This window comes from Caloranaerobacter longqiensis (assembly GCF_050286925.1).
Classification (GTDB): Bacteria; Bacillota; Clostridia; order Tissierellales; family Thermohalobacteraceae; genus Caloranaerobacter.
In genome coordinates this window covers 41,928-63,268 of sequence record NZ_JBFWFX010000006.1, presented here as the reverse complement: position 1 = coordinate 63,268, position 21,341 = coordinate 41,928, and the positions used below count along the sequence as shown (strand labels likewise).

Annotated in this window: 22 protein-coding genes; 19 read left to right on the top strand and 3 right to left on the bottom strand. The window is 30.2% G+C overall.

The window, feature by feature from the left end; all coding sequences use genetic code 11:
• The first annotated feature begins 76 nt into the window (after positions 1 to 76).
• Together AB4Y15_RS07000 and AB4Y15_RS06995 are read left to right on the top strand one after the other, a co-directional pair.
• Positions 77 to 1,423, top strand: a complete 1,347-nt coding sequence (locus AB4Y15_RS07000) for a glucose-6-phosphate isomerase (RefSeq protein WP_427339343.1) — start codon at positions 77 to 79, stop codon at positions 1,421 to 1,423.
• 40 nt (positions 1,424 to 1,463) lie between these two features.
• On the top strand, positions 1,464 to 1,934 hold the full coding sequence (locus AB4Y15_RS06995) for an HAD family hydrolase (RefSeq protein ID WP_427339342.1): 471 nt from the start codon (positions 1,464 to 1,466) through the stop codon (positions 1,932 to 1,934).
• A gap of 42 nt (positions 1,935 to 1,976) precedes the next feature.
• Here AB4Y15_RS06995 and AB4Y15_RS06990 read toward each other — a convergent pair whose 3' ends face one another.
• Entirely contained in the window at positions 1,977 to 2,615 is a 639-nt protein-coding gene (locus AB4Y15_RS06990; protein WP_427339341.1) for a nitroreductase family protein, read from the bottom strand.
• A 316-nt stretch (positions 2,616 to 2,931) separates the two neighbouring features.
• On the opposite strand from AB4Y15_RS06990, the gene AB4Y15_RS06985 reads away from it, so the two are divergent.
• From AB4Y15_RS06985 to AB4Y15_RS06975, 3 genes are all read left to right on the top strand, one after another.
• Entirely contained in the window at positions 2,932 to 4,446 is a 1,515-nt protein-coding gene (locus AB4Y15_RS06985) for a sodium-dependent transporter (protein WP_427339340.1), read from the top strand.
• A 43-nt stretch (positions 4,447 to 4,489) separates the two neighbouring features.
• Positions 4,490 to 4,588, top strand: coding sequence for a MetS family NSS transporter small subunit (locus AB4Y15_RS06980; RefSeq protein WP_427339338.1), 99 nt, complete (start codon positions 4,490 to 4,492; stop codon positions 4,586 to 4,588).
• A 232-nt stretch (positions 4,589 to 4,820) separates the two neighbouring features.
• A complete protein-coding gene (locus AB4Y15_RS06975) occupies positions 4,821 to 4,967 on the top strand; it encodes a hypothetical protein (protein WP_427339337.1) in 147 nt (48 codons plus the stop codon).
• A gap of 5 nt (positions 4,968 to 4,972) precedes the next feature.
• On the opposite strand, the gene AB4Y15_RS06970 is transcribed toward AB4Y15_RS06975, so the two are convergent.
• Entirely contained in the window at positions 4,973 to 5,182 is a 210-nt protein-coding gene (locus tag AB4Y15_RS06970; RefSeq protein WP_427339446.1) for an isochorismatase family protein, read from the bottom strand.
• 279 nt (positions 5,183 to 5,461) lie between these two features.
• On the opposite strand from AB4Y15_RS06970, the gene AB4Y15_RS06965 reads away from it, so the two are divergent.
• The 13 genes from AB4Y15_RS06965 to AB4Y15_RS06905 all read left to right on the top strand — a co-directional run bounded on the left by AB4Y15_RS06965 (position 5,462) and on the right by AB4Y15_RS06905 (position 18,723).
• Positions 5,462 to 6,565 (top strand): aminopeptidase, encoded by a 1,104-nt coding sequence (locus AB4Y15_RS06965; protein WP_427339335.1) that lies wholly within the window; start codon positions 5,462 to 5,464, stop codon positions 6,563 to 6,565.
• 151 nt (positions 6,566 to 6,716) lie between these two features.
• Positions 6,717 to 7,592, top strand: coding sequence for an NAD(P)/FAD-dependent oxidoreductase (locus AB4Y15_RS06960; RefSeq protein ID WP_427339334.1), 876 nt, complete (start codon positions 6,717 to 6,719; stop codon positions 7,590 to 7,592).
• Between the two features lie 138 nt (positions 7,593 to 7,730).
• Positions 7,731 to 8,684, top strand: coding sequence for an arsenic resistance protein (locus AB4Y15_RS06955; protein WP_427339333.1), 954 nt, complete (start codon positions 7,731 to 7,733; stop codon positions 8,682 to 8,684).
• 186 nt (positions 8,685 to 8,870) lie between these two features.
• Positions 8,871 to 9,878, top strand: coding sequence for a zinc dependent phospholipase C family protein (locus AB4Y15_RS06950; protein WP_427339332.1), 1,008 nt, complete (start codon positions 8,871 to 8,873; stop codon positions 9,876 to 9,878).
• A 374-nt stretch (positions 9,879 to 10,252) separates the two neighbouring features.
• Positions 10,253 to 10,696 carry an acetyl-CoA carboxylase biotin carboxyl carrier protein gene (accB, locus tag AB4Y15_RS06945; protein WP_427339331.1) on the top strand — a complete coding sequence of 148 codons (444 nt, stop codon included), beginning with the start codon at positions 10,253 to 10,255 and terminating at the stop codon, positions 10,694 to 10,696.
• Positions 10,697 to 10,700: 4 nt separating this feature from the next.
• A complete protein-coding gene (gene accC / locus AB4Y15_RS06940; protein ID WP_427339329.1) occupies positions 10,701 to 12,059 on the top strand; it encodes an acetyl-CoA carboxylase biotin carboxylase subunit in 1,359 nt (452 codons plus the stop codon).
• Positions 12,060 to 12,064: 5 nt separating this feature from the next.
• Positions 12,065 to 12,976: an acetyl-CoA carboxylase, carboxyltransferase subunit beta gene (gene accD, locus AB4Y15_RS06935; protein WP_427339328.1), complete on the top strand. Its 912-nt coding sequence runs from the start codon at positions 12,065 to 12,067 to the stop codon at positions 12,974 to 12,976.
• Entirely contained in the window at positions 12,969 to 13,919 is a 951-nt protein-coding gene (locus AB4Y15_RS06930) for an acetyl-CoA carboxylase carboxyltransferase subunit alpha (RefSeq protein WP_427339327.1), read from the top strand. The genes accD and AB4Y15_RS06930 overlap by 8 nt, the downstream gene beginning before the upstream one ends.
• Before the next feature lie 200 nt (positions 13,920 to 14,119).
• On the top strand, positions 14,120 to 14,899 hold the full coding sequence (locus tag AB4Y15_RS06925; protein ID WP_427339326.1) for a short-chain-enoyl-CoA hydratase: 780 nt from the start codon (positions 14,120 to 14,122) through the stop codon (positions 14,897 to 14,899).
• A 42-nt stretch (positions 14,900 to 14,941) separates the two neighbouring features.
• On the top strand, positions 14,942 to 15,787 hold the full coding sequence (locus AB4Y15_RS06920) for a 3-hydroxybutyryl-CoA dehydrogenase (RefSeq protein ID WP_427339325.1): 846 nt from the start codon (positions 14,942 to 14,944) through the stop codon (positions 15,785 to 15,787).
• Between the two features lie 66 nt (positions 15,788 to 15,853).
• On the top strand, positions 15,854 to 17,032 hold the full coding sequence (locus tag AB4Y15_RS06915) for an acetyl-CoA C-acetyltransferase (protein ID WP_427339324.1): 1,179 nt from the start codon (positions 15,854 to 15,856) through the stop codon (positions 17,030 to 17,032).
• A gap of 189 nt (positions 17,033 to 17,221) precedes the next feature.
• Complete coding sequence (locus tag AB4Y15_RS06910; RefSeq protein ID WP_427339323.1) at positions 17,222 to 18,214, top strand: LCP family protein; 993 nt, start codon at positions 17,222 to 17,224, stop codon at positions 18,212 to 18,214.
• Positions 18,215 to 18,429: 215 nt separating this feature from the next.
• The gene (locus AB4Y15_RS06905; protein WP_427339322.1) at positions 18,430 to 18,723 is read left to right on the top strand and encodes a DUF2325 domain-containing protein; all 294 of its coding nucleotides are present in this window, start codon (positions 18,430 to 18,432) and stop codon (positions 18,721 to 18,723) included.
• Positions 18,724 to 18,793: 70 nt separating this feature from the next.
• Here the strand turns inward: AB4Y15_RS06905 and murC are convergent, their stop codons facing one another.
• A complete protein-coding gene (gene murC, locus AB4Y15_RS06900) occupies positions 18,794 to 20,182 on the bottom strand; it encodes a UDP-N-acetylmuramate--L-alanine ligase (RefSeq protein ID WP_427339321.1) in 1,389 nt (462 codons plus the stop codon).
• Between the two features lie 323 nt (positions 20,183 to 20,505).
• Between murC and purR the strand changes: the two genes are divergently transcribed.
• Entirely contained in the window at positions 20,506 to 21,336 is an 831-nt protein-coding gene (gene purR / locus AB4Y15_RS06895; protein ID WP_427339319.1) for a pur operon repressor, read from the top strand.
• The last annotated feature ends 5 nt before the right edge of the window (positions 21,337 to 21,341 follow it).

Here is a 21,341-nt window from a genome sequence, read left to right as displayed (position 1 = left end):
TAAATATATTTGATTTGAATGTTATATAATAGTAAAATATAACTATTGGGTATAAATTATCAGGGAGGGGAAGTAAATGAATACTATTACATTAGATTATTCTAATGCGCTTATAAAAGAACATGAATTAGAATATATGAAAGCTCAAATTTCTTTTGCTCATAAAATGCTTCATGAAAAGAGTGGCCCAGGTAATGATTTTTTAGGTTGGGTAGATTATCCTATTAATTATGATAAAGATGAGTTTGAAAGAATAAAATTAGCTGCTGAAAGAATAAAAGAAAATTCAGATGTTTTTATAGTAGTAGGTATTGGTGGTTCTTATTTAGGAGCAAGAGCTGCAATAGAAGCTCTAGGTCATACATTTTATAATATACTTCCTAAAGATAAAAGAAAAACACCTGAAATTTATTTTGTAGGAAATAATATTAGTGGTACATATTTAAGGCATTTATTAGACGTTATACAAGATAAAGATATAAGTATAAATGTAATATCAAAATCTGGAACTACAACAGAGCCAGCTATAGCATTTAGAATATTAAAAGAATATATGGAGAAAAAATATGGCAAAGAAGAAGCGAGAAAGAGGATATTTGCTACAACAGATAAAGTTAAGGGAGCATTAAGAAAGTTAGCTGAAGAAGAGGGCTATGAAACTTTTGTAATACCTGATGATGTTGGAGGAAGATTTTCAATATTTACACCAGTAGGATTACTTCCAATAGCCGTTGCAGGTATAGATATAGATAAGATTATTGAAGGTGCTAAAGCAGGTAGAGAAGAGTATATGGCAGAAGATTTAGAAAAAAATCCTTGCTATCAATATGCTGCTTTAAGAAATATACTTTATAGAAAAGGTAAAAATATAGAGATATTAGTTAGCTATGAGCCTTATCTTCACTATTTGGCAGAGTGGTGGAAACAGTTATATGGAGAAAGTGAAGGTAAAGATGGCAAGGGAATATTCCCAGCTTCAGTTGAATTCTCAACAGATTTACACTCTCTAGGACAATATATACAAGATGGTAGAAGGGATTTATTTGAAACAATTGTAAATATTATAAATCCTAAAGAAGACATAGAGATACCAGAAAATGAGAAAGATTTAGATGGACTTAATTATCTTAAAGGAAAGACTTTAGATTTTGTAAACAAAAGAGCTTTTGAAGGCACATTACTTGCACATACTGATGGAAATGTACCTAATATCGTAATAAATGTGCCTGAAATGAATGAATATTACTTTGGAAAGCTTATTTATTTCTTTGAAAAAGCATGTGGAATAAGTGGATATATATTAGGTGTTAATCCTTTTGATCAGCCAGGGGTTGAAGCATATAAGAAAAATATGTTTGCATTATTAGGTAAGCCTGGTTTTGAAGATTTAAGAGAAGAATTAATTGAAAAAATGAAAAAATAAAATTGTTTTAGACATATATTTATTTTAGTGAGGGGATAGTTTGATTGAAGTAGATATACCGTCATATAAACAATTAAAAATAAAGTATGTTATATTTGATTACAATGGTACTTTAGCTGTAGATGGTATTATAAGGTCTGAAATCAAAGAAAAGCTTAAGAGGTTGAGTGAAAAAGTAGAAGTTTATGTATTAACAGCTGATACGTATGGCAATGTAAAAGAAAATCTTAAAGATGTAAATGTTAGTCTAAAAATAATTTCTCAAGAAAATGGGCAAATTGATAAACTTAACTTTGTTAGGAAATTAGGAGCTGAATATTGTATAGCTATAGGTAATGGAAATAACGATATGCTTATGCTTAAGGAAGCTCAAATAGGGATATGTATAATAGGAGATGAAGGTTGTTTTGCAGAAACAATCAAAAATAGTGATATTATAATAAAAAATATAGATGATTGTTTAGAATTATTATTAAATCCCAATAGATTAAAAGCTACTTTGAGAGGATAGTGAATATAAATAGCGGAGGTTTTTACCTCCGCTAAAATATTTTTATTCAATAATTGTCATAACTTCCTCTAAAGGTTTTCTTGGTGGGCTTTTTAGTTCAGATTCTTCTGGTACTCCAAGTGGAGTCATTGCTGCAAGAAAATAACCTTCTTTTTTAAAACCTATATAGTCAGTTATTTCTTTACTTGCATAGTTAGGTCCAGTCATCCAGCAAGTACCATATCCCATATTAGATGCAGCTAAGAGAATATTTTCCATTGCAGCTGCGATATTCTGTATACCTGGATTTGGCAGTATAACAGCATCTAACTCTTCTTTTGATGCTCCTTTTTCTTTTAGCAGTTCAAGTCCAGTTGAAGGATATGGACCAGCATATACTAATATTACTACCGGTGCATTTCTAAAAACTGTATGATATTTAAGATATTTAGTAAAGGACTTTTTAGTATCCTCATCTTTTGCATAATTTGCAAGTTCCGCATTTTTTCTCTCGACGATTCTAGCCATCTCCTCTATCTTTTCTTTATTTTTCACAACGACAAAATGCCAGTTTTGAAGATTCTTACCTGATGGAGCATATGTGCCTGCTTTTATTATTTCTTTTATATCTTCTATAGGTACATCTATGTCTTTAAATTTTCTAACACTATGTCTTTTGTAGATAAAATCTAAATTTTTCATTTGTTATACTCCTTTCATTATTTAATGTGTGTTATTCAAAAATAGATAAGCAAGCAACAACGTCGCTTTTATTTAATATTACACAAAAAAAGATAATAATTCAATAAAATAACAAAGATAATAGATAAAACAAGACTATACTTTATAAAAGAAATGAAAAATAGAAAATTAATGAAAAAAATAATATTTTAAAAATATTTTAAAAATTTTGATAATATATATTTTATATATAAATTAATTTTAATAAATATCTAAGGGGGTGGATTTTAAATCTAAGTATTTGATTTTATTAAAAAAAGTATAAGGAGGGAATATTGTGCAAGACAGAGAAAGATGGAGTACAAGGACAGCCTTTATTTTTGCAGCTATAGGTTCAGCTGCAGGGTTGGGGAATGCATGGCGTTTTCCTTATATGGCAGCTCAAAATGGAGGAGGAGCTTTCTTAATACCTTATTTCATAGCTTTAATAACAGCAGGAATTCCTTTGATAATAACAGAGTTTGCTATAGGTCATAAGTTTCAAGCTGGTGCACCTACTGCTATTAGTAAGATTAAAAAAAGTTGGGAAAGTTTAGGTTGGTTAGCTATTACAGCAAGTTTTGTAATTATTACTTATTATAGTGTAATTATGGCTTGGGTAACTGATTATTTATGGTATTCTTTAACAACAGCATGGGCAAATGCACCAAAAGACTTTTTTTTCAGCAAAGTTTTACAAATTTCAAGTGGTCCTGGTGAATTAGGAGGATTTAGCATACCGGTAATAATAGGATTAGTATTAGCTTGGGGAGCAATTTATTGGTGTATTAGAAATGGTGTACGGTCAGTAGGTAAAGTTGTTAAATGGACTGTACCATTGCCTGTTATAATGCTTGGTATATTAGTAATAAGAGCTTTAACATTACCAGGAGCTATTGATGGTATTAATTTCTATTTAGATCCTGATTTCTCAAAATTATTAGAGCCTAAAGTTTGGGCATCTGCTTATGGTCAAGTTTTCTTTACATTAAGCTTGGCAACTGGTGTAATGATAGCTTACGCAAGTTACTTACCTAAAAAATCAGATATTACAAACAATGCCTTTATTACTGTATTTGCAAATTGCGGTATTAGTTTCTTAGCAGGTTTTGCAGTTTTTGGAACAATGGGTTATATGGCTTTCACTAAAGGAGCTTTAGTTAGTGAAGTTGCAGGAAATGGTGGAGTTGGATTAGCTTTTTGGACTTATCCGGAAGCAATAAGCTTATTGCCATTTGGTTCAGTAATATTCTCATTAGTGTTTTTTATAATGCTATTTACTTTAGGAATAGATTCAGCATTTTCACTTATTGAAAGTGTTGTTGCTGGTTTAGTTGACAAATGGGGATGGAACAAGAAAAAAGTTGTACGTTTAACATGTCTTATGGGATTTATTATAAGTCTCATTTATGCTACAAAAGGAGGATTATATTGGTTAGATATTGTAGATAAATATATTAATAATTTTGGTATAGTAGCAATAGGGTTATTTGAAGTAATTGCAATAGGTTGGTTATATAAATCATCAAAATTGAGAAGTTATTTTAATCCTATATCTGAGGTTAAGCTAGGTAAATGGTATGATGTAATGATTACTGTTATAACTCCAATAGTTCTTGGTGGAATATTAATTTGGAATATAGTACAAGAAATAATTGATGCTGTTAATGGAAAATTTTATGGAGGATATCCACTCTGGTCTATTATAGTAGGCGGTTGGTTAATGTTAGCAGTTGTTATTATAGTATCTATAGTATTAGGTAAAACTAAGAGTCAATATAATTCGGATGTAAAAATAATGCAAGAAGAGTAGTAGCAGAAAAATAATATTTAACCTTTTGAGGGGGTCGGTAAAGATGACCATTGGAGCATGGATTATGCTTATAATAGGGATATTATTTTTGTATGGAGGACTTTTCTGGTCTGTGTCAATTGCAAAGAAAAATAAAAATTAATAAATTATTTATGAAAATTAAGTTATAATACTGAAGTGTTGGCTAACAGTTGTCGACTATCAACTGTTAGCCTTTTTAATGTAGTTAGTTTAACGAGTTTATAAATATTTTATCATTCGCTATATTAAAAAAATGTAATATATGAAGGAATGTTTATATATCTAAAGAATATATTATATAATGTTTATAATATTTAGAAAATTTGAGGCTTATTAAAAAGGAGGAACGTACTATGATGGGATTTACTATAATTAATACTACTATTATGCTTATTTTTTTTGGTATTTGGATATATTGTTTTGTTTTGTTTATTAGACTAGCTCATAGAGGTATTAAGGCACTTGATATTTATATTAAAAAGAATGAAGATATACATTAATCTTATTATCTTTTTTCCATAAATTCATCGAAATATAATACCTCAATTATATTTGACCAATTTAATACGGAACCTACAAAGTCTCTTATATCTAAGCCTGGCATTTCATATAGATTTTCATCACCAACAGTTCCAGTGGCATCTTCAATAAATGTAACTTTATAGCCTCTATCAAAACCAGCTATTGCAGTGAACATACAACAATACTCAGTTATTTTTTTATTTCATCTGTAAAATCTTTTTGTTTTATTAAACCATATTGTGTATCAATAACTAATAGTGCTTTCATATTTGTATACCTCCAATCAAATTAGTTGATTCGACTTTATTAATTTTTTATATTATATTTTCATCTTAATCACTTCCTTTTATATTACTTATAACATTTATGTAATATCTAGATATTCGATACAAAATAAAAAAAATCCTTTAAAAACACCTTCTTCTATAGAAGGAGTTTTCTAAAAAATATAAATAACAAGGGGGAGTTTTAATTGGCAGATCAAAGAATTGTAAAACTTGCAAAACTTTTAGTTAATTATTCATTAAGAATTAAAAAAGGAGACTATTTATTGATTACAGGGTATGATATAGCCTATCCATTGATAAAAGAAGTGTATAGAGAGGCTATAAGAAAAGGTGCTCATGTAGAGACACACGTATCACTTCCGGGTTTAAATGAAATATTTTTGAAAGAAGCTAGTGATGAACAATTGGAATTTGTAAGTCCAATGCAGAAGTTTGCAGTAGAGAATTTTGATGCTGTGTTATCAATTTGGGGAGAATACAATGAAAAGGCCTTATCCAATATTGATTCAGAGAGAATACAAAAGAGGATGACGGCAGCTAGAGAAATTAATATTAAATTTATAAATAGAGCGAGTGAAGATTTAAAGTGGTGTGGAACACAGTTTCCTACACATGCAAGTGCACAAGAAGCTAACATGAGTTTAGAGGAATATGAAGATTTTGTTTATGGAGCAGGACTTTTGGACAAAGATGATCCTATAAAAGAGTGGATAGAAATTTCTAAAAAGCAGGAAAGGATCTGTGAATATTTAAATTCTAAAAAGACATTACATATTATATCAAAAGATACTGATTTAAAAATGAGTATTGAGGGGAGAAAATGGATAAATTGTGATGGTAAAGAGAATTTCCCAGACGGAGAAGTTTTCACAACTCCAATTGAAAATACAGTTGAAGGTTATATAAGATTTAGCTATCCTGGAATTTTTATGGGTAAAGAAATTGAAGATATCAGATTAGAATTTAAAGAAGGAAAAGTGGTTAAGGCGACTGCGGCTAAAGGTGAAGATTTGCTTCATGCCTTACTAGATACAGATGAAGGAGCAAGATATTTAGGAGAAATTGCGATAGGTACAAATTATGGAATACAAAAATTTACAAAGAATATGCTATTTGATGAGAAAATGGGAGGAACGGTACATGCTGCAATAGGTGCAGCTCCTAAGGAGACAGGTGGAAATAATGAATCTGGAATTCATTGGGATATGTTATGCGATATGAAAAACGGAGGCAGAATTTACGCTGATGGAGAACTGTTTTATAAGGACGGTAAATTTTTAATAGATTAATTCAGATTAAAAGGTCTATACTTTGTATAAGTATGGACCTTTTTTAGTTAGTTATTATTTTAATTTTCTTGAAATTGATTTATTAAAAAAACTGCAGGGTATAATAAATGATAATTCTAAAGTAAAAACAGAAATATTGGGAGGTATAGTTATGTATGATGTAATAATTATTGGAAAAGGACCAGCAGGATTATCAGCTTCGCTTTATACAGGTAGAGGAAATTTAAAGACACTTGTTATAGGTAAAGAAAGTGAAGCATTGAAAAATGCATATATTGAAAATTATTGTTGTAGTGAACCTGAAAAGGGTGAAAAGCTAATAGAAAGAGGAATAAAACAAGCGTTAGAGGTAGGAGTTGAGATAAAGGATGAAGAAGTAGTTGATATAAAGAAAAATGGGATATTTACTGTAACAACTACTGAAGGACAATATGAAGGGAAGGCAGTGATAATAGCGACTGGAAAGCCTAGAGTAAAAGTAAAAATTGATAATATAGAAAAATTTGAAGGTAGAGGTGTTCATTACTGTGTAGCTTGTGATGGTTTCTTTTATCAAGGGGCTAAAGTAGGAATACTTGGATTTAAAGATTATGCATTTCATGAGGTTATGGAAATGGCGACTATAACAGATGATATAACAATATATACAAATGGAAATGAGTTGGAAATGAAAGAAGAAAATATTAAAACTATAAAAGAAAAGGGCTATAAAATAAACTATAAAAAAATCAAATCTTTAGAAGGAGAAAATTTATTAGAAAAGATAATATTTGAGGATGGTACTGAAGAAAATATTAATGGACTATTTGTCGCATATGGTTCAGCATCTTCTATTGACTTTGCAAAAAAATTAGGTGTTGTTATAAAAAATAACAGTATAGAAGTAGATGAAAATCAAAAAACTAATATTGATGGATTATTTGCTGCAGGAGATTGTACTGGAGGAATAACGCAAGTTGCCACTGCGGTAGGACAAGGAGCTGTAGCAGGTTTAAATGCTAAGGCATATGTTCAAAAAAATTTTTAAAAAAATTGTATAAAGCCACTTTTAGTGGCTTTTTTTTGTAATTTGGAGCTTAAAAAGGGGCTTTACTTTTTTACACATCTATGATACCATATAGGGGTATAAATATAGCATATGCCAATAATAATTGGAGGAGATGATATGATGAAAGTGCTGAACCTTATTAAATCTAAGCTTCCATATTTTATACTTGTGATGATGATTTTAGGGCTTATAAATGGTTATGTAAATGATGTAGGATGTTTAAAAAAATTAGTTACACCAACATTATTTTTAATGATATATCCTATGATGATAAATTTAAAGGTAACAGATTTATTTAGTGGCTTTAAAAATCCAAAACCTTTACTATTGAGTATAGTAATTAATTTTTTAATATCACCAGTTATGGCATTTGGTTTAAGTAAAATTTTCTTTAAGAATAGCCCGATGCTGATGGTAGGATTGATTTTAATCAGTCTTATACCTACGAGTGGTATGACAGCTTCATGGACAGGACTAGCTAATGGGAATATGAAAACGGCTCTTGTAATGATTTCAGGGAATCTATTATTATCTATATTGGTGATTCCTTTATATATGAAATTATTTTTAGGAGAAGTTGTAACTATTAATACCATATCAATCATTAATAGTCTGTTAAAAGTAGTTGTCATACCTTTAATATTAGGAGATTTAACAAGAAGATTAATTATCAAAATATCAGGAGAAAAGAAATACAAGGAATTAAAACCTAATTTCGGATCAATAAGTTCATTGGGAGTATTGTTTATTGTATTTATAGCTATGTCGTTGAAAAGTAAGACTATAATTAATAAAAGTGAGCTAGTTCTTTACTCTTTAATACCATTAGTGATATATTATGCTGCATTGCTTTTAATTAGCCATGTAGTTGGTGAAAAAATACTAGATAAAGAGAATAGAATCTCTCTAGTATATGGTACAACTATGCGTAATCTTACAATAGCATTAGGGTTAAGTTTAGCGGCTTTCGGAGGTAGTTTGGCAGTATTTTTAATTGCAATTGGTTATATAATTCAAGTGCCATTAGCTGCTTTTTATATGCAATTAGTAAAAAAACAGGCTCTCGATTAGAGGTCTATGCTTTTTATAGTATAGACCTTTTTTGTTAATTATTATAAAATGGAGATGAAAAATAGACTTATAAAATGATGATTTTAATTATAATATAGAGATATTTAAAGATAAGGGACATAAAATATATAATGAAATTTAGTTAAAAATATAGTAGTGGGAAATATTTAATTAAATGTTTAAAAGGTGAGTGATAAAATGCCTGATATATGTGCTCATTTGTTATGTGGACATGATGTTATTAACTCTTTAGAAAGTCAAAATTGGAAAAGAGTACTGAATGAAAGAATAAAAATATTCAATTTAGGATGTCAAGGCCCTGATATATTTTTTTATAATGATTTTTGGCCTTGGAGGAAGAAAAAGAGAGGGCCTGAAATTGGAATAATGATGCATTTGAAAAAAACAGGAGATTTTTTCATTGAAAGTTTTAAGTATCTTAAAAAAAGAGTAAATGACTATAATGATTATTTGACACTTTTTACTTATCTATCAGGGTTTATTTGCCATTTTGCATTGGATAGAAATGCGCATCCTTTTATCCATTACCAGTCAGGAGTACATGATAAAAACAAACCAGAGACATTTAAGTATAGTATATATCATAAAAAACTAGAGCTTATTATAGATACTATATTGCTAAAGGAGAGAAAAAATTTATATACGTATAAATACCCGGTGCATAGGGAAGTTTATTTACAAAAGGTACCAAAAATTTTAATAAACTTTTATAAATATATTTTGAAAAAACTATATAAACCTAAAATAGAAATTGATTTTATTGAAGATTCTTTTAAAGATTTTGCAAAAGCATTTAAAATAATACATGACCCTTATGGATTTAAAAAGGTTTTGCTTAATATAATAGATTTGTTAACTGATAAATCGATTGAATACAGCAGCCTTATTTATCCTAGGTACATAGATGAGAAAAAAGATTATCTAAATAGAAAGCACAATCTATGGAATCATCCTTGTGCAAAAGAAGAAATTCATTATGAAAGCTTTGATGATATATATAAAAAAGCTATAGAAGAGAGTAAACAAATGATAGAAGGTGCTATTAGATATATAGACGGACAGATAAAAGAAGAAGAATTAAAAGACTTTTTTCCAAATATATCTTATTCTACTGGTAAGCATGTTGATGAAGACTGCAAGCTCATTTACTATGACCCTATCTTTGATAGATAGGGTTATATAATTTTTTGAAAACATATGAAAATAACGCTCATGCAAAAAAATTTAGAAAAAACTAAAGGCTCAAATTTTTAGAAAATCCTAACGCACCTAATCAAGACGTCCTGTCTTGTAGGATGCTGGCTTAACATCCTGTTAAGCCTACGGATTTTCTTCAAAATTTTCACCTAGTTTTTTAACTAAATTTTTTTAAGCATTTGCTTTTATTTTCACTATTTAAAATGATAGATTTGTTTTTAGCTTATATTGACCCTATCTTTGATAGATAGGGTCATAATTATTGCCAAAAAAAATAATATTATGTTATAATAATATCATATATTAGTACCAGATACTAAAATCAGCCAATAAAATCGGGAGGTAATTATATGAATATTAAGGATATAAAGGAGTTAATATTGACAATAGATAAAACTAGTATAAATAGAGTGGATATTGAAACCGGAGATATTAAAGTTAGCATAAGTAAATCGAATGACGTTGTTTTAAATAGCGAGAATTTAGCCAGTGAAGTTAAATTAGAAGAGACTAAAAAAGAATCATTAATAAGCGAGAAAATAATTGATGATGAGAATATATTTATTGTTAAATCACCTATTGTAGGTACCTTCTATACATCACCAAGTCCAGGGGCTGAACCTTTTGTGAAAGTAGGAGATAAAGTTAATGAAGGGCAAACTTTGTGTATTATAGAAGCTATGAAGATAATGAATGAGATTACGAGTGAAGTATCAGGAGAAATTGTTGAAATACTAGTTGAAAATGAGGAAGTAGTCGAGTATGGCCAGCCTTTGATGAAGATTAGGAGGTAAGGTTATGTTTAAAAAAGTATTAGTATCGAACAGAGGCGAAATAGCAGTTAGAATTATAAGGGCTTGTAAGGAAATGGGGATAAAAACTGTTGCTGTGTATTCAGAAATGGATAAAGATTGTTTGCATGTTCATTTAGCTGATGAAGCTATATGTATAGGGCCAGCATCGTCGGCAAAAAGTTATTTAAATATACAAAATATAATTAGTGCAGCTCTATGTGTGGGGGCAGATGCAATTCATCCTGGATACGGCTTTTTATCCGAAAATTTCAAATTCGCATCAGTTTGTAAAGAACATGGTATTAAATTTATAGGACCTTATCCTGAACATATAATAAAAATGGGGGATAAGGCTGAAGCAAGAAGGACTATGATTAATGCTAAAGTTCCAGTTGTTCCTGGTTCTGAAGGCTCTGTAAAAGGATTAGATGAAGCTAAAGATGTTGCAAAAAAAATAGGGTTTCCTGTAATGATAAAAGCAGCTAGTGGCGGCGGCGGTAGAGGTATGAGGATAGTGCGTAGTGAAGAGGAATTTGAGAAGAATTTTATTATGGCACAAAGAGAGGCATTATCTGCATTTAATGATGGTTCTATGTATATAGAAAAGTTTATTGAAAATCCTAGGCATATAGAATTTCAGATATTAGCTGATGAATATGGAAATATTATTCATTTAGGAGATAGAGATTGTTCTCTGCAGCGAAGAAATCAGAAGGTGCTTGAAGAAGCTCCAAGTGCAGTAGTTGATGAAGAGTTGAGAAATAGAATGGGTGAAGCTGCAATAAAAGCTGCTAAGGCTGTGGGTTATGTTAATGCTGGTACTGTGGAATTTTTGTTGGATAAAGACAAAAATTTTTATTTTATTGAGATGAATACGAGGATACAAGTAGAGCATCCTGTAACAGAAGCAGTAACGGGTATAGATTTAATAAAAGAGCAGATTAAAATAGCAGCAGGAGAAAAGTTAAGTATATCACAACAAGATGTGATTATAAAAGGGCATGCTATTGAATGTAGAATAAATGCGGAAGATGTTAAAGAGAACTTCAGACCTTCACCAGGTTTGGTAGAGGTTTATCATACAGCGGGTGGATATGGTGTTAGAGTAGATAGCCATTTATATAGCGGATATATGATACCACCGACATATGATTCTATGATTGCGAAAATAATCGTTTGGGGAGAGAATAGATTAGAAGCGATTAACAGAATGAAAAGAGCTTTAGAGGAAACAGTGATTGAAGGGGTTAGCACTAATATAGATTTTCATTTGGATATCTTAAATAACGAAAGATTTATCAAAAATGAAATTGATACTTCGTTTGTAAATGAGGTTATTCTAGAAAAATATGCTGAGAGGTGAAAAAAATGATAAAAGACCTCTTTCATAAAAGAAAGTATGCAACTATAACTTTATATAAAGAGGAAAAGGAAGTCAAAAAGCCAATAGATGATAAGTCTAAAATGGTAAAAGAGAAAACTGTGATAAATGATGATAAGCATATTACATGCAAAAAGTGTGGAGAAGTACTTTTTATAGATAAAGTAAAGAAAAATTTAATGGTTTGTACTAAATGCGATTATCATTTTAGAATAGGCTCAACAGAGAGGATAAATATAATTTTTGATAATGGAAGTTTTAATGAATATGATAAAGAATTAAAACCAGCAAACCCTTTAAATTTTCCAGAGTATGAAAAAAAGATAGAAGATTATAGAGTAAAGACAGGGCTTGATGAAGCTGTAGTAACGGGTGAAGGGAAAATTAAAGGGCATGGGTGCATTGCATGTATTATGGAGCCTAATTTTATGATGGGAAGTATGGGCTCTGTTGTAGGAGAAAAAATAACTAGAGCGATAGAAAGGGCAATAGAGAAAAAAATGCCTTTAATTATATTTTCTGCATCTGGAGGAGCTAGGATGCAAGAAGGTATATTGTCTCTTATGCAGATGGCAAAAACTTCTGCTGCATTAGGAAGGCTTTCAGAAGAAGGACTTTTATATATATCGGTTCTTACAGATCCAACTACAGGTGGAGTTACAGCAAGTTTTGCTATGTTAGGAGATATTATAATATCTGAACCAGGAGCTCTTATCGGTTTTGCAGGGCCTAGAGTAATTGAACAAACTATAAGGCAGAAACTTCCTGAAGGCTTTCAAAGAGCTGAGTTCTTAAAAGATAAAGGTTTTGTAGACAAGATAGTCCATAGAAAAAATCTAAGAGATGTATTGGCAGATATATTGTATATACACTCTTTAAGAGGTGAGTCAGATGTTTAATCATTTAGAATTTGAACAGCCTTTAATAGAATTAGAAAATAAAGTCAAGGAATTAGAAAAATTTAGTAAAGAGCATAATGTAGACTTATCAAAGGAAATAGATATATTGAAAATTAAATTAGATACAATGAGAAAACAAGTATATGAGGATTTAACACCATGGCAAAAAGTAAAGATTGCAAGACTTCCAGAAAGGCCTACATCTATTGACTATATAAAAAAGATAATTCCTAATTTTATTGAATTTCACGGGGATAGACTCTATGGAGATGACAAAGCGATAATTGGTGGAATAGGTACAATAGAAGGTATTCCTGTAACTGTAATTGGGCATCAAAAAGGTAAAGATTTAAAAGAAAATATAGAAAGAAATTTTGGGATGCCTCATCCAGAAGGATATAGAAAGGCATTGAGACTTATGAAACAAGCTGAAAAATTTAATAGACCAATTATAACTTTTATTGATACACCTGGTGCATATTGTGGCATAGGAGCAGAGGAAAGAGGACAAGGAGAGGCTATTGCAACAAATCTTATTGAAATGAGCAAGTTAAAGGTGCCTATAATTATTATTGTAATTGGAGAAGGTGGAAGTGGTGGAGCTTTAGCTTTAGGAGTAGGCGATAGAGTTTGTATGCTAGAACATTCCGTTTATTCTGTTATATCACCAGAAGGGCTTGCAAGTATATTATGGAAAGATGCAAGTTTAGCTCAAAAAGCTGCAAATATTATGAAATTAACTTCCAAAGATTTACTAGAGTTTGGAGTTATAGATAAAATAATTGAGGAACCTTTGGGTGGAGCTCATAAGGATATGGATTTTGTAGCAGAAAAAATAAAAGAATATATATTAAGTGAAATTCCTAAATTGATGAAATTAGATAAAAAAGATTTACTTGATTTAAGGTATGATAAAATTAGGAAAATAGGAATTTGGCGGTAAAACCATTCTGCAATCAGAATGGTTTCTTTTATTATAAAAAAGTTATTAAAATTTAGTAAAAGACTTTTTAATAAAAGAGGATTGTTTGAATTTTTAAAGAATTATGAAATATATATTATTTAAAGAGATGGAGTAATTTTGATATATTTTTTGTAATAGAATAAGTGATAAAGTATGTTAAAAGATAAGGAGGTGATAGTATGGAGTATGAAAACCTTTTACTAAAAAAAGAGGGTAATATATGTATATTAACTATCAACAGACCTAAAGCTTTGAATGCTTTAAATTCTGAAGTTTTAGAAGAACTAAGCGATGCAGTAGATCAAATAGAGAAGGATAAAGATATCCATGTAGTTATAATAACAGGAGAGGGGAAAGCGTTTGTTGCAGGGGCTGATATTTTAGAAATGAAAGATATGACTTCAGAAGCTGCTAGAAAGTTTGCAAAACAAGGATTAGAAGTTTTTAGAAAGATTGAACTTATGGAAAAGGTAGTCATAGCAGCTGTAAATGGGTTTGCTTTAGGTGGTGGATGTGAACTTGCAATGTGTTGCGACATTAGGATAGCATCTGAAAAAGCAAAATTTGGACAGCCAGAAGTAGGACTAGGTATTACTCCTGGATTTGCAGGAACTCAAAGATTATCACGTTTAGTTGGTGTAGCTAAAGCTAAAGAGTTGATATTTACTGGAGATATGATAGATGCCAATGAAGCTGAAAAGATAGGACTTGTAAATAAAGTAGTTAAACCTGATGAGCTTATGAATACTGCTATTGAACTTGCCAAGAAGATAGCTTCTAAAGGTCAGATTGCGGTAAGATATTCAAAAATAGCTATAAATAGAGGTTTTGAAACAGATATTGAAACAGGAATGGAAATAGAAAGAAATCTATTCTCATTATGTTTTGCTACATATGACCAGAAAGAAGGAATGACTGCTTTTATTGAAAAAAGGAAGCCAGAGTTTAAAAATCAGTAATTAAAACAGATTTTTAAAATAAATTTTAAAGGGGGAGATTTGATGAAGGTTTGTGTTATTGGTGCGGGTACAATGGGGGCAGGCATAGCTCAAGTTTTGGCACAAGCAGGGCATGAAGTAATATTAAAAGATATTGAAGAAAAATATCTTCAAAGAGGAATATCTATCATCACTAAAAATTTGGATAGAAATGTAAAAAAAGAGAGAATTACAGAAGAAGAAAAAAATCAAGTTCTTGGTAGAATTACGACTACTATCGATATTGATTTAATAAAAGATGTAGATATAGTTATTGAAGCAGCAGTTGAGAATATGGAAATAAAGAAAAAAATATTTGAAGAATTAGATAAAGTATGTAAACCAGAAGCGATATTTGCAACAAACACTTCGTCTTTATCTATTACAGAAATAGCAAGTGTAACTAATAGACCTGAAAAAGTTATAGGAATGCATTTTTTCAATCCAGTACCAGTTATGAAACTTGTTGAAATTATAAAAGGTATTGCGACTTCAGATGATACTAAGAAGTTTGTATGTGATTTATCAGTAGAGCTTGGTAAAACTCCAGTTGAAGTTGAGGAAGCTCCTGGGTTTGTAGTAAACAGAATACTTATTCCAATGATTAATGAAGCAGTTGGTATTTTAGCAGATGGTGTTGCATCAGCAGAGAGTATTGATAATGCTATGAAATTAGGCGCAAACCATCCTATAGGACCATTAGCACTTGCTGACCTTATAGGAAATGATGTTTGTTTAGCTATTATGGAAGTTTTATATAAAGAATTTGGTGATTCTAAATACAGACCACATCCATTATTAAGGAAAATGGTTAGAGGTGGTTTATTAGGAAGAAAAACAGGAAAAGGATTTTTTGATTACAGTAAATAATGAAAAAAAGGCTGATAGCTGTTAGCCTATTTTAGAAATATTATTAGTTTATAGGGGGTTATAAATGTGAGAGAAGTTGTTATTGTTGGTGCAGCCAGAACGCCTATAGGAAGTTTTGGTGGTAGTTTATCTAAATTATCTGCAGTAGACTTAGGTGTAGTAGCTGCTAAGGAGGCAATCAAAAGAGCTGGTATTAAAGAAGATATGATTGATGAAGTAATAGTTGGAAATATTTTATCGGCAGGTTTAGGTCAAAATCCAGCAAGACAAATAGCTTTAGGAGCAGGTCTTCCAGAGACTACACCAGCTATGACAATTAATAAAGTTTGTGGTTCTGGGCTTAGAGCTGTAAGTATGGCAGCACAGTTTATTATGTTAGGAGATGCTGATGTTATTTTAGCAGGTGGTACTGAAAGTATGAGTAATGCTCCATATCTTGTACCTAGAGTCAGATGGGGACTTAAGATGGGGCATGCCGAGCTAATTGATACAATGATTCATGACGGATTAACAGATATATTCAATAATTATCATATGGGTATAACGGCTGAAAATATAGCTGAAAAATGGAATATATCTAGGGAAGAACAAGATGAGTTTGCATTACAAAGTCAGCTTAAAGCAGAAAAAGCACAGAAAGAAGGCAAATTTAAAGATGAAATAGTTCCTGTTGAAGTGCCGCAAAGAAAAGAAGATCCTATTATTGTAGATACAGATGAATATCCTAGACATGGAACTACTCTTGAAAAGCTTGCAAAATTAAAACCTGCATTTAAAAAAGATGGTACTGTAACAGCAGGCAATGCTTCAGGGATAAATGATGGTGCGGCTATGTTGATTGTAATGGCTAAAGAAAAAGCAGAAGAATTAGGAATAGAGCCTTTAGTTACTATTAAATCGTATGCTTCAGCGGCGTTAGATCCAAAAATTATGGGCTATGGGCCTGTTCCAGCTACGAAGAAAGCATTAGAAAGAGCGGGGCTAAAAGTGGAAGATTTAGATTTGATTGAAGCAAATGAGGCGTTTGCAGCGCAATCAATAGCTGTTATGAGGGATTTGGGATTAGATCCAGAAAAAGTTAATGTGAATGGTGGGGCTATAGCTTTAGGACATCCGATAGGAGCTTCAGGAGCAAGAATTCTTGTAACGTTAATTTATGAGATGATAAGAAGAAAATCTAAATATGGGCTTGCGACTCTATGTATTGGTGGAGGTCAAGGTACAGCAGTTATTGTTGAAAGATAAGGGTGAGCTAAAAAGCTCACCCTATTTAGGTTTGAAAAAAAACAAATTTAATGCTATAATCATTTAGTAATTCAAATATCTGTAACTTAAGTGTAACTTAATATTATAAATAATGTGTTATAATAATACTGGACTCTTTTATATGTATGCAGTAATAAATTAGCATATTGTTTAGGAAGGTGAAGATATATGAAACAATTTTTTAAGGTATTTACTATTGCATTTTTTTGTTTTGTTTTAGCAATAGGTGCAGGAGTATTTACATTTATGAAATTTTATGATGCAAAAGCACAGACTCAAGAAGATATTAAAAATACTGATGATAATAATGTAGAAGATAATAGTGATTCATCAGATGATAAGCCTAAAGTCTTAGACCCATTTAAAAAAGCTATACAGGAAAGTGAAAGAATAAATGTTTTGCTTTTGGGATTAGAAGGACCGAGAACAGATACTATAATATTCGCTAGTTTCGATCCAGTTACAAAAAAAGTAGATTTAATATCAATACCTAGAGATACTTATTTTTACAGATTAGGTTATGAAAAAGCTGATGAAAGAAAAATTAATGCTGTTTATGGAGATGCAGGAGTAAAAGGTACGATAAAGGCAGTAGAAGCTATACTTGGTGGAGTTCCAATACACCATTATGTAAAGGTAACTTATTCTGGAGTAGAGAAAATTGTTGATTCTTTAGGTGGTGTAGAGGTAGATGTTCCTTTTGATATGGATTATGATGACCCTACAGCTAAACCTCCTCTTCATATACACCTAAAGAAAGGAAGACAGATATTGAATGGAGAGAAAGCTATTCAGTTTTTGAGATTTAGGAAAAATAATGATAATACAGTAGGTTATCCTGATGGGGATTTAGGTAGAATTAGAGCTCAGCAGCAATTTATTAAATCAGCTGTAAAAAAAGCCTTAAGTTTTAGATTACCAGTTGTAGCTCAGACTTGTTTTAAATATGTTAAAACAGATATGAGTTTAACTGATATTCTATTGTATGCAGGTAAGGCAATAGGTATAAAGACGGAAGATATTTCAATGACTACACTTCCGGGTAGAGCAATATATAAAAGCATAGGTGGGAAAAAAGTATCATATTTTGCATATGACCCAAAGCAGGTTAGAGAATTGATGATGAAATTATATCATGTAAATACTGAAACTGAAAATTAACTATGTAAATGGGTTCCCAAAATAAATTTGGGAACCCATTTTTGATGGGGGGAGTGGGGGACTAAGTATTTATATTTATAACCAATTTTTTAAGAAATAATCATCTAAATTCAAAAAAAGTTAACAGATAATATTTAAAATTATTTGACAAAAACATAAAAAGTTGATATATTTATATCAATAATGAAAATCATTATCAATAAGGAGATGTATTTATGAGCATTGTAGTCATAGGTGGACATGAAAGAATGTGCAAATTATATAAAGATATTGGTAAAAAATATGGATGTAAAATAAAGGTTTTCACACATATGAATTCTAATTTAGATAAAAGGATCGGGAATCCTGATTATATAGTAATGTTTACAGATGTAGTATCACATAAATTAGTATGCAAAACGCTTAAACTATGTAAAAATAAAAACATACCTAGCTTAAGACTACATAATAGTAGTTTAAATACATTTAAATCTGCATTAGAGAACATATCAAAAAGTATACAATGCTAGTTGAGTTTATTAGTCAATAGTCAATAGTTATCAATTCATAGATTACTGACTACCAACTATTGACTATTAACTATCGACTATTATTTAACAACATCTCTCCTACTTTATATATATCTCCTGCTCCGACAGTAAGAATAATATCACCTTCACTAGTTTGTTTTGATAAGTAATCAACAATATCTTTAAAGTTATCAATATATAAAGATTTAATACCTTTGGTTGTAAGTAAATCTACTAAATCTTTTGAGTGAACAAGACCTGTATCTTTCTCTCTTGCAGCATATATATCAGTTACTATTACATTGTCGGCGTCATAAAAAGATTCACTAAACTCATTTAATAAAGCTTTAGTTCTTGTATAGGTATGAGGTTGGAATACACACCATATCTTATTGTGTGGAAGTTTTTTAGCCGCATTAAGAGTTGCTTTTATTTCAGTTGGATGATGTGCATAGTCATCTATTATTTTAATTCCATTTATAATACCTTTCACTTCAAATCTTCTATGAGTCCCTGTATAGCTTTCAATAGCTTCTATTATGGTGCTAATAGGAATATTAAGACTATGGGCTGTTGCAATAGCAGCTAAAGCGTTATATACATTATGTATTCCCATTACTTTAAGAGTTACTTTATATTCTTTTGAATTATTAATTATTAGCTTAAAATTAGGAAATCCTTCAGATGTAAAAGATATATTATCTGCTTTATAGTTACTTTTATTTTTTATTCCGAAAGTAACGATATTACAATTTGCTTTATTAATAATTTTTGGAGTGTTTATATCATCACTATTTATAACCAACAATCCATCTTTAGGAAGCAATGCTGCAAAGTCTGCAAATGTTTCTACTATATGATTAATGTTTTTGAAATAATCTAAATGGTCTTCTTCTATGTTAAGAATTATACCTATATTAGGATTGAATTTCAAAAAATTACCTTTATATTCACATGCTTCAGTTAAAAATATATTTTCTTTGCCAATTTTCACATTACCCCCAATGCTGTCCAAAACACCACCTAACAAGATAGTTGGTTCTAGATTAGAATGTTCAAGTATAACAGACATCATAGCTGTTGTAGTTGTTTTTCCATGTGTACCAGAAACTGCAATAGAAGATTTGTATATTCTCATTAACTGCCCTAAAAAAGTAGCTCTATCAACAGTTACTATGTTTTTTTCTATGGATTCTATATATTCTGGATTATCTTTACTAATAGCAGATGTATAGACTACTAAATCTGCACCGTTTATATTATTTTTATCATGACCTATATATACGATAGCTCCTTTTTCTTTTAAACTTTCTATTATCTCAGAATTTTTAATATCAGATCCTGAAACGGTATATCCTGCATTTAATAAAATTTCTGCAAGGCCACTCATACTAATACCGCCTATTCCAATAAAATGCACGTGATTAAAATCATGTTTATGTATGTCGAAATTAAACATAAAACTACCTCCCAGATAATACAGTAATAATATTATTTCCAATACTTTCAATATTATTTTATAATCCATAGGAAATTATATTATTAAATTATATTATTAAAATATTATAGACAATTTAATAATATAATTTCTGAAATTTATTTAAATTGAAGATTCTGCTCTTCTTAGAATAAAAGATTGTTACTGAGTAAATTATATCATATAAGGAATTCATAGGAAATTATATACCTTAAAAATAATTCTAACAAAGTATTGATTTATTTATATTTTACGAATAAAATTATATTTAATAAGATAAAATATTCGTGTTTAGGAGGATTTAAGTGATTAAGCTTAAGAGGAACGAAAGAATAGGAGCTATAATGAAAATATTAAGTGATAGGCCTAATCATATTTTTACTTATAATTATTTTACAGATAAATTGAATGCAGCAAAATCTACGATTAGTGAAGATATAGTAATAATTAAGGGAATGTTAGAAAAACTTCAATTAGGGAAAATTGAAACTATTCCTGGTGCATCTGGTGGGGTGAAATATATACCTCAGATTACTGAACAAATGATAAGTGATTTTTTGAGTAATGTGTCATCTGCATTAACTGAAAAAGAAAGAATAATTCCTGGCGGATTTATATACATGACCGATTTATTATATAATCCATCAATTGTTGGCATGGCAGGTAAGATATTTGCACATAAATTTGTTAGTGAAAATATAGATTATGTTGTTACTGTTGAAACTAAAGGTATACCGATAGCTTTAATGACAGCTCAAGCATTAGATGTACCATTAGTAATAATACGAAGAAATATAAAAGTTACAGAAGGAGCTACAGTAAACATAAATTATGTGACTGGTTCAACAAAAAAAATTCAGACTATGTCTCTATCACGAAAAGCTGTAAAAGCGGGCGATAGAGTTTTAGTGATAGATGATTTTATGAAAGCTGGGGGTACTGCAAAGGGAATTTGTGATATGATGAAAGAATTTAAAGCTGAAGTAGTAGGAACAGGTGTATTTATTGCGACAGAGTTGCCAGAACAAAAATTAATAGATAATTACTTACCATTATTGATATTAAAAAAGATTGATGAAGAAGCAAAGGAGATTATTGTTGAACCTAATAGAAAGCTATTGAATAATATTGATTAAATTGT

Coding starts and splice junctions, on each gene's coding strand:
- AB4Y15_RS07000 (WP_427339343.1), top strand. CDS start 77: ATGAATACTATTACATTAGATTATTCTAATGCGCTTATAAAAGAACAT.
- AB4Y15_RS06990 (WP_427339341.1), bottom strand. CDS start 2,615: ATGAAAAATTTAGATTTTATCTACAAAAGACATAGTGTTAGAAAATTT.
- accB (WP_427339331.1), top strand. CDS start 10,253: ATGAATATTAAGGATATAAAGGAGTTAATATTGACAATAGATAAAACT.
- AB4Y15_RS06960 (WP_427339334.1), top strand. CDS start 6,717: ATGTATGATGTAATAATTATTGGAAAAGGACCAGCAGGATTATCAGCT.
- AB4Y15_RS06930 (WP_427339327.1), top strand. CDS start 12,969: ATGTTTAATCATTTAGAATTTGAACAGCCTTTAATAGAATTAGAAAAT.
- accD (WP_427339328.1), top strand. CDS start 12,065: ATGATAAAAGACCTCTTTCATAAAAGAAAGTATGCAACTATAACTTTA.
- AB4Y15_RS06980 (WP_427339338.1), top strand. CDS start 4,490: ATGACCATTGGAGCATGGATTATGCTTATAATAGGGATATTATTTTTG.
- AB4Y15_RS06910 (WP_427339323.1), top strand. CDS start 17,222: ATGAAACAATTTTTTAAGGTATTTACTATTGCATTTTTTTGTTTTGTT.
- AB4Y15_RS06955 (WP_427339333.1), top strand. CDS start 7,731: ATGATGAAAGTGCTGAACCTTATTAAATCTAAGCTTCCATATTTTATA.
- accC (WP_427339329.1), top strand. CDS start 10,701: ATGTTTAAAAAAGTATTAGTATCGAACAGAGGCGAAATAGCAGTTAGA.
- AB4Y15_RS06920 (WP_427339325.1), top strand. CDS start 14,942: ATGAAGGTTTGTGTTATTGGTGCGGGTACAATGGGGGCAGGCATAGCT.
- AB4Y15_RS06905 (WP_427339322.1), top strand. CDS start 18,430: ATGAGCATTGTAGTCATAGGTGGACATGAAAGAATGTGCAAATTATAT.
- AB4Y15_RS06975 (WP_427339337.1), top strand. CDS start 4,821: ATGATGGGATTTACTATAATTAATACTACTATTATGCTTATTTTTTTT.
- murC (WP_427339321.1), bottom strand. CDS start 20,182: ATGTTTAATTTCGACATACATAAACATGATTTTAATCACGTGCATTTT.
- AB4Y15_RS06925 (WP_427339326.1), top strand. CDS start 14,120: ATGGAGTATGAAAACCTTTTACTAAAAAAAGAGGGTAATATATGTATA.